Annotated in this window: 11 protein-coding genes; 8 read left to right on the top strand and 3 right to left on the bottom strand. The window is 70.9% G+C overall.

The window, feature by feature from the left end:
• Nucleotides 1–358 precede the first annotated feature (358 nt).
• From ACZ4LX_RS05130 to ACZ4LX_RS05115, 4 genes are all read left to right on the top strand, one after another.
• Nucleotides 359–1,243, top strand: a complete 885-nt coding sequence (locus ACZ4LX_RS05130) for a phosphatidylinositol-specific phospholipase C/glycerophosphodiester phosphodiesterase family protein (RefSeq protein ID WP_467639653.1) — start codon at nucleotides 359–361, stop codon at nucleotides 1,241–1,243.
• Between the two features lie 160 nt (nucleotides 1,244–1,403).
• A complete protein-coding gene (locus ACZ4LX_RS05125; RefSeq protein ID WP_467639656.1) occupies nucleotides 1,404–1,598 on the top strand; it encodes a hypothetical protein in 195 nt (64 codons plus the stop codon).
• A 380-nt stretch (nucleotides 1,599–1,978) separates the two neighbouring features.
• On the top strand, nucleotides 1,979–2,704 hold the full coding sequence (locus ACZ4LX_RS05120; protein WP_467639659.1) for a hypothetical protein: 726 nt from the start codon (nucleotides 1,979–1,981) through the stop codon (nucleotides 2,702–2,704).
• A gap of 153 nt (nucleotides 2,705–2,857) precedes the next feature.
• Nucleotides 2,858–4,447, top strand: a complete 1,590-nt coding sequence (locus tag ACZ4LX_RS05115) for a hypothetical protein (RefSeq protein WP_467639662.1) — start codon at nucleotides 2,858–2,860, stop codon at nucleotides 4,445–4,447.
• An 18-nt stretch (nucleotides 4,448–4,465) separates the two neighbouring features.
• On the opposite strand, the gene ACZ4LX_RS05110 is transcribed toward ACZ4LX_RS05115, so the two are convergent.
• A complete protein-coding gene (locus tag ACZ4LX_RS05110) occupies nucleotides 4,466–5,164 on the bottom strand; it encodes a response regulator (RefSeq protein ID WP_467639665.1) in 699 nt (232 codons plus the stop codon).
• On the bottom strand, nucleotides 5,161–6,759 hold the full coding sequence (locus ACZ4LX_RS05105; RefSeq protein ID WP_467639668.1) for an ATP-binding protein: 1,599 nt from the start codon (nucleotides 6,757–6,759) through the stop codon (nucleotides 5,161–5,163). Before ACZ4LX_RS05105 ends, ACZ4LX_RS05110 begins: the two co-directional genes overlap by 4 nt.
• A gap of 219 nt (nucleotides 6,760–6,978) precedes the next feature.
• On the opposite strand from ACZ4LX_RS05105, the gene ACZ4LX_RS05100 reads away from it, so the two are divergent.
• Genes ACZ4LX_RS05100 through ACZ4LX_RS05090 form a run of 3 tightly spaced genes read left to right on the top strand, consistent with a single transcriptional unit; the run spans nucleotide 6,979 to nucleotide 9,750 of the window.
• Nucleotides 6,979–7,794: an ABC transporter ATP-binding protein gene (locus tag ACZ4LX_RS05100; RefSeq protein WP_467639671.1), complete on the top strand. Its 816-nt coding sequence runs from the start codon at nucleotides 6,979–6,981 to the stop codon at nucleotides 7,792–7,794.
• On the top strand, nucleotides 7,784–8,653 hold the full coding sequence (locus tag ACZ4LX_RS05095) for an ABC transporter permease (RefSeq protein WP_467639674.1): 870 nt from the start codon (nucleotides 7,784–7,786) through the stop codon (nucleotides 8,651–8,653). Before ACZ4LX_RS05100 ends, ACZ4LX_RS05095 begins: the two co-directional genes overlap by 11 nt.
• 59 nt (nucleotides 8,654–8,712) lie before the next feature.
• The gene (locus ACZ4LX_RS05090) at nucleotides 8,713–9,750 is read left to right on the top strand and encodes an ABC transporter substrate-binding protein (protein WP_467639677.1); all 1,038 of its coding nucleotides are present in this window, start codon (nucleotides 8,713–8,715) and stop codon (nucleotides 9,748–9,750) included.
• A 107-nt stretch (nucleotides 9,751–9,857) separates the two neighbouring features.
• Here the strand turns inward: ACZ4LX_RS05090 and ACZ4LX_RS05085 are convergent, their stop codons facing one another.
• The gene (locus ACZ4LX_RS05085; protein ID WP_467639680.1) at nucleotides 9,858–10,175 is read right to left on the bottom strand and encodes a hypothetical protein; all 318 of its coding nucleotides are present in this window, start codon (nucleotides 10,173–10,175) and stop codon (nucleotides 9,858–9,860) included.
• A 251-nt stretch (nucleotides 10,176–10,426) separates the two neighbouring features.
• Between ACZ4LX_RS05085 and ACZ4LX_RS05080 the strand changes: the two genes are divergently transcribed.
• A complete protein-coding gene (locus ACZ4LX_RS05080) occupies nucleotides 10,427–11,302 on the top strand; it encodes a PepSY domain-containing protein (protein WP_467639684.1) in 876 nt (291 codons plus the stop codon).
• The last annotated feature ends 40 nt before the right edge of the window (nucleotides 11,303–11,342 follow it).

Here is an 11,342-nt window from a genome sequence, read left to right as displayed (position 1 = left end):
CCGCGCCGGCCCCCGCCCCCCCCGCCCCCCCCCCGGGCCCGCCCCCCCCCCCCCCCCCCGGGGGGGCGCCCCCCCCCGCACCCCCCCCCCCCCCCCCCCCCGGGGGGGGGGGGCCCCCCCGCCCCCCCCCCCCCCCGCCGCACGCACCCGGGCAAGGCCACACGGCCGATCCGTCCGGGCCCGGCGGACAGGCGGCAAGGGCCGATTGCGTACGGATCCGGCCACGGCGGGTGGAACGCCGGCCGTCGGGCCGACGGCGAACGAGACAACTCTCCTCGTCCACGCCCCTGTTGAGGCAAGGCGCTTCCATACTCGGTCGCGTCCGTCCGTCCGGCACGCCTCGCACCCGGGAGATTCCATGGCGTTCCCCACCCGCCGCCGCGTCGTCACCACCGCACTGGCCACCGCGGCCGCAGGTACCCTTGCACCCCTCCGGACAGCCACCGCGGGCGAGGCCCTGCCCGCCCGGGTTCCCCGGCCGCTGCTCCGGGCGCACGCGCACAACGACTATCTGCACTCCCGGCCGCTCCACGACGCACTGGCACAGGGATTCACCAGTGTCGAGGCCGACATCTTCCTCGTGGACGGCGAACTGCTCGTCGCTCACGAGGCCACCGGCCTCGACCCCGCCCGCACCCTCTCCGCGCTCTACCTCGATCCCCTTCTCGCCAGGGTCCGCGCCAACCACGGGACCGTGTTCCGAGGCGACCGGACACCCGTGCAGCTGTTGATCGACATCAAGACGGACGGCGCGGCCGCCTACGCGGAACTCGACCGGCAGCTCCGCCGTTACCGGCAGATGCTGACCTCCTTCCAGCACGGTCGGGTGCGCCCGGGAGCCGTCACCCCCGTGATCTCCGGAGACCGGGCCGCCCGTGCTCCGATGGAGGCCCAGCCGACCCGCTACGCCTTCTACGACGGCAGGCTCGACGACCTCGGGACCGAGTCCGCGGCCTCGTTCATCCCCCTCATCAGCGGCAGCTGGACGGGGACCTTCAGCTGGCTGGGCGCCGGCCCGATCCCTCCCGCCGAACGGGACGCGCTGCGGACGGTCACCGCCGTCGCGCACCGTGCGGGGCAGCGCGTGCGCTTCTGGGCCACGCCCGATGCGCCGGGGCCCGAGCGCGAGGCGGTCTGGGCCGAACTGCTGGCGGCCGGGGTGGACCACCTCAACAGCGATGACCTCGCGGGCCTCGCCCGGTTCCTCCGTACGCACGACAGCGGCCACCGGTACACGCGCTGAGCCGGCACGCGCTCCCCGTCCCTGACTGAGGAGTTCGCAACCCGGCGGGGCTGTTCCAGCCGTACCCGTTTGGCGGACGTGCCAGTGCGCCGGACGGCTCCTCCGCTGCGCCACACTGGCGCCGAATGCCGCAACTCGGGTGCGGCGGAGGAGGTTTGCCATGGCCATTTCGATCTCACTGGTGCTGCTTCTGCTGATTCTCGCGGTGATCTTCCTCCGCGGCGGGGGACTGAAGATCTCGCACGCCGTGGTCTGCGCCCTCCTCGGGTTCTTCCTCGCGGGCACGAGGATGGCGCCCACCATCCAGGAAGGCATCATGGCCACCGCGGATGTTGTCAGCAGCATCAGGCCCTGACCGCGGTACCCGGACGGCGGCCGGTTCCGAGACGGCGGAACGCCGCCGGCCGGGCCCTCCACTGTCCGGGCGGTCGCCCGTATCCCGGGGCGGGCCGTCGGCCGGTCCGTAGCAGCCGCGTCGGCGGCCGTGCTGTCGCTGCCGGTGGCACAGTCGGGCAGCGGCGCGACATCGCGCACGAACGGTCCCGTTCGGTGCCTGAACATGCCGGAACATGATCGTCGCGGTCAACTATGCGCATATCGCCGCCAATCCGGGACTGCGGGCATTCGGGTGTGAAACGGTCCGGCTGGGGCGCGGGACGGGCCGGACCGAGGCCTCGCCCGGCGCTGCGACGGCCAACGGGCGCTCCGCCGGCCCGGGATCCGGAGAGCGCGGCCATGTCATCCCCTCCATTCGGACGCGACCGGGGCGCCGCCCATCGCGAGCACTGCATGAGCAGCCGCTGCTGCCGGTGCCAGCAGCGGCCCTGGACGACGTCCGTCGGCAGTGAACGCCTCTGCGGGCTCTGCGCCTCCTGCTGCCGGGAGTGCGGCCGGGCGCCCGCCCCGTATCTGGACGGGCTCGACCATGGACTCTGCGGTGGCTGCCGGGGGCTGTGCGGCCGTTGCGGTACGCCGCTCGACGCTGACGGCGACTGCCAGTGTCCGCGATGGCAGCGGCCGGGATCCGACCCGATCGGCTATCTCCTCCATGCGCTGCCGCCGCCCCTCGCCAGGGCGTTCTGCGGCCGCTACCCGATTGAACTGGTGGCCCTGATCAGGCGGGAGCTCGGCCGGCGCACCCCGGATCAGCTTCTGGACCGGGTCGAGCGCCGGTGGAACGCGCGCTGGTCCCACTCACTTCAGGAACAGGACGAGGAAGGGCGTCGCCGGCAGCCTCTGGAGATCGCCGAACAGCTGCTCCGGCCGGGACGCTGCGCCGAGCCGAACTGCGAGGACGGCAGGCTGCTCACCTCCGACTCCCCGTGCCCGCAGTGCGCGAATCCACTGCACCGTTTCGTGCCCGCACAGTCCGACCGCGGGACGGCCCCCGACCGGGCCAGGAACACGGCCGCCACGATCAGACGCGAGCTGCTCGACCGCCGTACGGGCGGACGGCGTTGAGGCCCGATGCGGGGGCGGGCCTCGCGCGGTCCGGCGACATTGCGCTGTCGTGAAGCGTCCATGAAACGCCATGCATTTCCATGGACACCTCAAGGAGCTCGTCCTAGCGTCGGGCGGCGGCGCGACCCCTCCCGCCCACGACCGAGGAGCCCGATGTCCCCGCAGTCCAGAAGTGGACCCTTCCGAGCGCTTGCCCTGATACTTGCCCTCTGTGCGTCGGCCATCATGGTGTCCGGTGTGCCGGCCGTCGCGGCCGAGATCCCGCGGGCCCCCGGGCACCGGCTGGTCAGCGACTACACGGGCGGTCCGGCCACCGCCGCTCCCCTCCCCGGACAGGCCCCGCCGCAGCACCCCTTCCTCGCCCCGAACGGCCGCAGCGGTATGCATGCCGACGCGGCGGGCAGCGGCACCTACCCGTACGAGGGACCGCTCGGGCGCGACCCGGAGGTCAGCAGCGAACAGATCGCGCCGCTGGGCGGCGAATGCGCCACCGCCACCTTCGACGCGGCGGGCCGGCTGATCACGGTGTGCGGCACGTTCACCGGGTTCCTGCTCAAGCTCCTGGATCCGCGCACCCTCGACACCCTCGCCGAGTACGCACTGCCGCAGCGCTCCTCCACTGTCGAGGCCATCACCCGGCTCGACTTCTCGAAGATCTTCAAGGACACCTCGGGCGGAGCCTATTTCTACCTCGACGACCAGGACCGGGTGGTCCTCGCCGACTCCCGCCAGCACATCCAGCGGATCGCGCACGAGCAGGCCGCGGACGGGAGCTGGCGATTCACGGTCGTAGACGACTGGGATCTCACCGGCCAGGTGCCGCACGACTGCGTCAGCTGGACCAACCTCTACCCGAGCGGCACCTGTGACCCCGTCACCTCCGTCATGCCCGACTGGCAGGGCCGCATCTGGTGGGTGACCCGGCTCGGCCGGGTCGGCACGGTCACCCCGCAGACCTCCGGAATCCGGTCCGTGCAGCTCACCGGCGAGGAGATCCAGAACTCCTTCTCCGTCGCCGAGGACGGCGTCTCGATCGTCACCGACCACGCCCTCTACAGCTTCGCGGCCGCGTCCGACGGCACCCCGCGCGTCCAGTGGCGACAGACGTACGACCGGGGGACCGGCACCAAACCCGGCTCGGTGAACCAGGGTTCGGGCACCACCCCCGACCTCTTCGGTGACGGCGACGACTACGTCGCCATCACCGACAACGCCGACGACCGGATGAACGTCCTCGTCTACCGCCGCGCCCCGGACGTCCCCGACGACCGACGCCTCGTCTGCAAGATCCCCGTCTTCGGCGCCGGCGCCTCCACCACCGACAACTCCATGATCAGCTGGGGCAACAGCCTCGTCGTCGAGAACAACTACGGCTACGAGAACGTCGGCACGCTCCTCCTCGGCCGCAGCGTCGTCGGCGGCGTCGCCCGCATCGACGTACGGCCCGACGGAAGCGGCTGCGACACGGTCTGGGACAGCGCCGTCCGCTCGCCCTCCACCGTGCCCAAACTGTCCACCGCCAACGGCCTTCTCTACTTCTACGAGAAGGAGCCCAACGCCCTCGGAATCGACGCCTGGTACCTCACCGCCGTCGACTACCGCACCGGAGAACGCCGTTGGTCCAAGCTCACCGGCACGGGGCTCTCGTACGACAACAACTGGGCGCCGGTCACCATCGGTCCGGACGGAACGGCGTACGTCGGGGTCTTCAACGGCATCGTGGCGGTCCGTGACACCCAGTGATTCCGGCGCACGACGGCGTCAGCCGGCCGCGGCCCAGGCATAACGGTGCTCGGGCCGGCCGGTGTCGCCGTACTTCAGGCTGAGGCTGATCCGGCCCGCTCCCTCCAGGTACTTGAGATACCGGTGGGCGGTGGAACGGCTCAGCCCCGCTCGGACCGCCACCTCGTGCGCGGACAGCGGCTCACCGGCCGACGACAGCACCTGGCGGATCACCTGGGCGGTGGGTGCCGAATGTCCCTTCGGCAGACCCGCCGCCGGCACGGACTCGGGGGTGCGCAGCGCTCCGAAGATCTGGTCGACCTGCTCCTGTCCGGCCTCGCCCCGGCCGCTCTCCACACCTTCCAGGGTGCGGCGCAGCGTCGCGTAGCTCTCCAGCTTGGACCGGAGACCGCCGAAGCTGAACGGTTTGACGAGGTACTGCAGTGCGCCGAGCCGCATCGCCGTCCGCACGGTCACCACATCGCGGGCAGCCGTCACCATGATCACGTCGGCGGGACGACCGAGCCGGTGCAGCTGGGCCACGAGCGTCAGACCCGTCCGGTCCGGCAGATAGTGATCGAGCAGGATCAGATCCACGTGCTCACGTTCGAGAACGGACCAGGCCTGCGCGGCCGTGTGCGCGCGGGAGACGACACGGAATCCGGGCACCCTGGCCACGTACGCCGCGTTGATCTCCGCCACGCGGAAGTCGTCGTCCACCACCAGAACGTCGATCACTGTGTCTCTCCCACTTCACTCAACTGCCGTACGGCGAGTGCCTCGGGCAGCACGACGGTGAAGACCGCGCCACCGCCCGCCCTGGCGGTGACCCGGGCCGAGCCGCCGTACCGCTCGGCCAGGCGGCGCACCAGCGGCAGGCCGATTCCGCGCTCCCGGTGAGCCGGAGGCCGCTTGGTGGACCATCCCTCCATGAAGATCCGCTCCCGCATCGCCACCGGGACCCCGGGACCGTTGTCGCTGACCCGCAGCACCGCCCCGGCCCCCTCGGCCAGCAGCTCCACCTCCACCAGCGTGGCCTCGTCCAGGGCGTTGTCGATGAGGGTGCCCAGTACGGTCACCAGGTCCCGGGGGTCCACCACCACATGAGGCAGCCGGGTGGCGGGGGAGATGCGCAGGGAGGCACCGCGTTCGGCGGCGACGGCCGCCTTGCCCACCAGCAGCGCCGACAGCAGCGGATCGCTGACCCGCTCGGCGACCTGCTCGGCCGAAGCGCGGTGCAGATCCGTCACCTCGGTGACGAACTCCACCGCGGCCTCGTGCCGGCCGAGTTCCAGGAGGCCCAGCAGCGTGTGGAGCCGGTTGGCATGCTCGTGGTCCTGCGCGCGCAGCGCGTCGAGCAGGCCATGAGTGGAGTCCAGCTCACGGCCCAGCAGTTCGAGCTCGGTGCGGTCGCGCAGCGTCACGACCGCACCGCCGTCGCCGGTCGGCATCCGATTGGCGATCAGCACCCGGCCCCGGCACACGGTGAGCAGGTTCGCGCCGTCCACCCGCCCCGTCAGCACCTCCGCCGTCCGGCCCGGCGCCAGAACGTCACCCAGCGGCCGGCCGACCGACTCCGGCGTCAGATCGAGCAGCCGCTGCGCCTCGTCGTTGAGCAGCCGGATCCGGCCGCGGGCGTCGAGCGCCAGTACGGCCTCCCGGATGCTGTGCAGCATGGCCTCGCGCTCGTCCAGCAGCGCGGAGATGTCGGCGAAGGCGAGACCATGGGTGCCGCGCTGCAGCCGCCGCGAGACGACGAGGGCCGCGAGCACCCCGACGGCCAGCGCCACGCCCGCGTACTGCAGAAGCGTCGGAATGGTGCCCAGCAGCCCCTGCCGGACGCTCTTGTAGGCGATGCCCACCGAGACGGCCCCGACGACCGAGCCGTGCCGGTCACGCAGCGGAACCTTCGCGCGGGCCGAGCGGCCCAGGGTGCCGACGTCGATCTGCATGACCTCGCGCCCCGACAACGCCATGCTCGGATCGGTCGATACACGCATGCTGATCCGGTCGGTCTCGGTGTGCGACCAGCGCACGCCCCGGGTGTCCATCACCACGATGTACAGCGCCCCGGTGGCCCGCCGGATCCGCTCCGCCTCGGCCTGCACGGGCCCGGTGGGGCTGGGCCCGGTGGTCAGCAGCTTGTCGGCCAGACCGGGTTCGGCGGCGGTGGTCTGGGCGATGGACAGGGCCCGGCGCATGGCCTGGCTGTCGAGCTCGTGGCTGAGGGGCGCGAGGAAGAGCCCGGTGACGAGCATGACCACGCCCACGGTGATGGCGACCTGAGCGAGCAGCACCTGCGCGAAGACACGACGGGGCCAGTGGATCCGCATGCCGTCGCCCTCGGTCTCTCTCGCAGCCCTCGAATCCGGTATTCCGATTCGTTCCGTGTGAACGCAACGTAAAGCCCGCCGGCCGTGCTGCCTACCCCTCGTTCCGGCTTCGTTGTGCGGGCGTGAGCACAATGGGCAGAACCCCGGCTTACGAGCACAAGCCACGGTTGTGGGCGCAAGGCTCCCGCCCGTGCCGGGCCGCCCCTAGCGTCCCGCCACATGAAAAGCGAAACGAGCCCCGCCATCGAGCTGCGGGGGGCGAGCAAGGCGTTCCGGACTCCGTCGGGGGCGCTCCACACCGCCGTACGGGATCTGGATCTGACGATCGGCCGGGGCGAGTTCGTCGCCGTGGTCGGTCCGACCGGATGCGGTAAGTCGACCACCCTGACTCTGGTCAGCGGACTGGAGGAGCCGACCGAGGGCGAGGTCCTGGTCGCCGGTGAGCCGGTGCGCGGTATCGGGGACAAGGTCGGCTTTGTCTTCCAGCAGGACGCGGTCTTCCCCTGGCGGACCGTCCTGTCCAACGTGATGGCCGGGCCCCGTTTCCGGGGTGTGCCGAAGGCAGAGGCGAAGGAACGGGCCCGGACCTGGCTGGCCAGGGTCGGCCTCACCTCGTTCGAGGACCGCTATCCGCACCAGCTCTCCGGCGGGCAGCGCAAGCGGGTCGCTCTCGCGGCCACGTTCGTCAACGATCCGGAGATCCTGCTGATGGACGAGCCGTTCTCGGCGCTGGACGTGCAGACCCGGGCGCTGATGTCCGACGAGTTGCTGGAGCTGTGGGGCGGAACCGGTGCCTCCGTCGTCTTCGTCACCCACGACCTGGAGGAGTCCATCGCCCTGGCGGACAAGGTCGTGGTGATGACCGCCGGACCCGCCACGGTCAAGGAGGTCTTCGAGATCGGACTCCCACGGCCGCGGAAGGTCGAACAGGTGCGGCTGGAGCCCCAGTTCCTGGAGATCTACCGCGAGATCTGGACCTCACTGGGCGAAGAGGTCCGCATCACCCGGGAAAGGCGTGCCGCCGATGCCGCCTGAGACCGTCACCACGGACGCCCCGCTGAAGCTGAACAGGACCGGACGGACCGAGGCCCGCGCAAGGGCCGCCCGCAACCGAAGACTGCTGGTGCTGGGCAGCCGGGCCGCCGTACTCGTCGCGGTCGTCGGGCTGTGGGAGTGGCTGGCCAGGACCGCGGTCATCGATCCGTTCAACTTCTCCATGCCGTCGAAGATCTGGGACCAGATCCGGATCTGGGTGACCGACGGCACCGCGCAGGGCTCCCTGTGGGAGCAGATCTGGTACACGCTCTACGAAGCACTGCTCGGCTGGGTCATCGGCGTCATCGCCGGCGTGCTGCTGGGTATCGCACTGAGCCGGGTCCGGTTCGCCGCCGATGTGCTCGGGCCGTACATCAAGGTGCTCAACGCGCTGCCGCGCATCGTGCTCGCCCCGGTCTTCCTGATCTGGTTCGGCCTCGGCCCGGCGTCGAAGGTCGCCTCCGCGGTCGTCCTGGTGTTCTTCCCCGTCTTCTTCAACGCCTTCCAGGGAGCCCGGGAGGTCGACCGCAACCTCGTCGCCAACTCCCGCGTCCTGGGTGCCGACAGCCGGCAGGTGACCCTTCAGGTGGTCATCCCCTCGGCCACCTCATGGATCTTCACCAGCCTGCATGTCAGCTTCGGCTTCGCGCTGATCGGCGCCATCGTCGGTGAGTACATCGGAGCCACCAAGGGACTCGGCCTGCTGGTCGCGGCCTCGCAGGGCACGTTCAACGCGGCCGGTGTCTACGCCGCCATGGTCATCCTCGCCGTCGTCGCCCTGCTCGCCGAAGCGCTGCTCACCTTCCTGGAGAAGAAGCTCTTCCGCTGGAAGCCGGCCGACGCCGGAGCCGCCCGCTGAACGCCCCCTTCCCTCGTGCGCCACCCCTCCCCGCCGCTTCTCACAAGGACGTGAACCAGATGCGTATGTCCCCCCGGGTCCCGGCCCTGGCCGTCGTCGGCGTGCTTGCCGCCGCGAGCCTGACCGCCTGCGGAGGCGACTCCGTCTCCGCTTCAGGCGACAAGAACGACAAGGTCAAGATCATGGTGGGCGGCCTGGACAAGGTCATCTACCTGCCGGCGATGCTCACCGAGCGGCTCGGCTACTTCAAGGACGAGGGCGTGTCGGTGCAGCTGCTGACCGAGCCCGCGGGCGTTCAGGCGGAGACCGCACTGGTCTCCGGCGATGTGCAGGGCACGGTGGGCTTCTACGACCACACACTGGACCTCCAGGTGAAGGGCAAGCAGGTCGAGTCGGTGGTCCAGCTCTCCCAGGCCCCGGGCGAGGTGGAGATCGTCTCCAACGACGCGGCGGACGACATCGGTTCGGCGAAGGACTTCAAGGGAAAGAAGCTCGGGGTGACCGGGCTCGGATCCTCGACCGACTTCCTGACGAAGTACCTCGCGGTCGACAACAACGTGCGGACCAGCGAGTTCACCCCCGTCGCGGTCGGCGCCGGCCAGACCTTCATCTCCGCGCTCCAGCAGGGCTCGATCCACGGCGGCATGACCACCGATCCCACGGTCGCCACCATCCTTGACAAGAAGCTCGGCAAGATCCTCATCGACATGAGGACACCCGAGGGATCCAAGGAGGCGCTGGGCGGGCTCTACCCGTCCTCCAGCCTCTACATGCGGACCGAGTGGGTCAACGGCCACAAGGCGACCGTGCAGAAGCTGGCCAACGCCTTCGTGAAGACGCTGAAATGGATGTCGACGCACAGCGCGGCCGAGACAGCCGCGAAGATGCCGGCCGACTACGCGCAGGGCGGCGGCGCTGCGCTCTACGCGCAGTCCATCAAGAACACCCTCCCCATGTTCACCACGGACGGGGTGATGCCGCCGGACGGTCCGGCCACCGTCGAGCGGGTCATGAAGGCCTTCAACCCCAACCTGAAGAACGCCGATGTGGACCTCTCCAGGACCTACACCACGGAGTTCGTGAAGAAGGCGCACTGAGGGACGGCCGAGCGCGCTCCATGCCACCCGACGAAGCACCCCGTACGCGGCCGCGCGAGTGCCGTGACGCAGCCCGGCCGTGTCACGGCACGCGTGCGGCCGCGCCGCTACTCCGCGGCGGCGTCACCTGTCGCGCGGTCCGGTCCGGCCGGTGCCGTGGGAACCGTCGCTGCCGAGCCCTTCCGGACGGCCTCGACCGCCGCTTCGTGAAGCGCGCGACTGGCCTCCTCCGTCGGACAGGGCACGGGGCTGCCCGCCATCGTGAACCAGTCGGCCGCATCGGTGTACTGCACAGTGATCTGCGCCGTGCCTTCGGCCCAAGTGGTGTGGACGGTCAGGTCGCCGGACAGCGGCCCGACCTCCTCGGTGAGCACTCCGCCGTGCCCCGAGTAGATGCCACGTGTCGTCCAGGACGCCCAGGTCATGTATCCAGGCTCGCACCGATGCCCGCGTAACGCGACCCACGGGCGACAAGTCCCCGGAACAGCCCGGCCCGAGGCCCGTGACGGCGGAGCCCCCGGCGAACCGCAGGCCGTGCCGCCCGCCGCCCCCGGCCGCGACGGCCTTGGGACCCTCCCCGAGGAACACGCAGGTCCGGGGCGGTTGCTCCGGTGATCGGGTGACACCCGGGCGCGGCACGTCATGCCGGGCCTGCGGCGCGGTTAGGTATGCGGGCATGACATGTGACTCCCCACCCAAGAACACCGGATTCCTCCGCACCCGGCGCTTCCGCGCAGCCGGCGCCGCAGGCGTCCTCCTGGCCGCGGCCCTTCTCACGGGCTGTGGCCAGGACAGCGGTGACACCTCGGTCGGTACGGCCACCTCGGAAGCCGCACGCGCCGTCCCCGAGCGGACCGCGACCCCCTCGGAAAGCGCGAGCAGGAGCGCGTCGGCGAGCGCCACGCTGACCAAGGACCAGAAGGACCGCAAGACACTCCTCGACTCCACCAAGATCACCTTCGACAAGGCCGTCACGACGGCGGAGGGCGCCGTCAGCGGCGGCAAGGTGGTCGAGCTCGATCTGCGGGGGCCGGGGGATTGGGACGACGACACCGACCGCGAGAGCGCGTCGCCCACCGCGACGGCCTCGCCGTCGGGAACCGCCTCGCCGTCCGGGACGGCCTCCCCTGCGGGGAGCGCCAGCCCCTCTGCGACGGGCACCACCGCCTCACCCAGCGGGAGCGCCTCGCCCGCCGCCACCGGCCCGGAATGGGTCGCGACGGTTGCCGCGAAGGACGGGACCGAGCACAACGTGCGCATCGACGCCGTCTCCGGCAAGGTCATCAAGTCCACCGAGGACTCCGAACAGGACGCCGGCGAGAAGAGCCGCACGGCCGACCAGATCGCCCAGGCCAAGCAGACCCCGCAGCAGGCGGCCAAGGCGGCCACGGACAAGAAGAAGGGCACGGTCACTTCCCTCGACCTGGAGATGAACGACAAGAACGTCCTCGTCTGGTCCGTCGACGTCGTGGACAAGAGCTGGAACGAGACCACGGTCGACATCGACGCGGCCACCGGCGCCGTCACCGCCGAGAAGACCGACACCGACTGATTCCGTGCACGGCCCGGTACCACCGCACGCGGAGCAATGC

The sequence above is a fragment of the Streptomyces sp. NPDC026062 genome, assembly GCF_055568375.1.
Note: the sequence above shows the minus strand (reverse complement) of the source record. Positions and strands in the feature narration are given on the sequence as shown.

What these genes read in the sequence shown, in the direction of transcription:
- ACZ4LX_RS05085 (WP_467639680.1), bottom strand. Translation starts at nt 10,175, where the DNA reads ATGACCTGGGCGTCCTGGACGACACGTGGCATCTACTCGGGGCACGGC.
- ACZ4LX_RS05095 (WP_467639674.1), top strand. Translation starts at nt 7,784, where the DNA reads ATGCCGCCTGAGACCGTCACCACGGACGCCCCGCTGAAGCTGAACAGG.
- ACZ4LX_RS05100 (WP_467639671.1), top strand. Translation starts at nt 6,979, where the DNA reads ATGAAAAGCGAAACGAGCCCCGCCATCGAGCTGCGGGGGGCGAGCAAG.
- ACZ4LX_RS05105 (WP_467639668.1), bottom strand. Translation starts at nt 6,759, where the DNA reads ATGCGGATCCACTGGCCCCGTCGTGTCTTCGCGCAGGTGCTGCTCGCT.
- ACZ4LX_RS05080 (WP_467639684.1), top strand. Translation starts at nt 10,427, where the DNA reads ATGACATGTGACTCCCCACCCAAGAACACCGGATTCCTCCGCACCCGG.
- ACZ4LX_RS05090 (WP_467639677.1), top strand. Translation starts at nt 8,713, where the DNA reads ATGCGTATGTCCCCCCGGGTCCCGGCCCTGGCCGTCGTCGGCGTGCTT.
- ACZ4LX_RS05125 (WP_467639656.1), top strand. Translation starts at nt 1,404, where the DNA reads ATGGCCATTTCGATCTCACTGGTGCTGCTTCTGCTGATTCTCGCGGTG.
- ACZ4LX_RS05130 (WP_467639653.1), top strand. Translation starts at nt 359, where the DNA reads ATGGCGTTCCCCACCCGCCGCCGCGTCGTCACCACCGCACTGGCCACC.
- ACZ4LX_RS05115 (WP_467639662.1), top strand. Translation starts at nt 2,858, where the DNA reads ATGTCCCCGCAGTCCAGAAGTGGACCCTTCCGAGCGCTTGCCCTGATA.
- ACZ4LX_RS05120 (WP_467639659.1), top strand. Translation starts at nt 1,979, where the DNA reads ATGTCATCCCCTCCATTCGGACGCGACCGGGGCGCCGCCCATCGCGAG.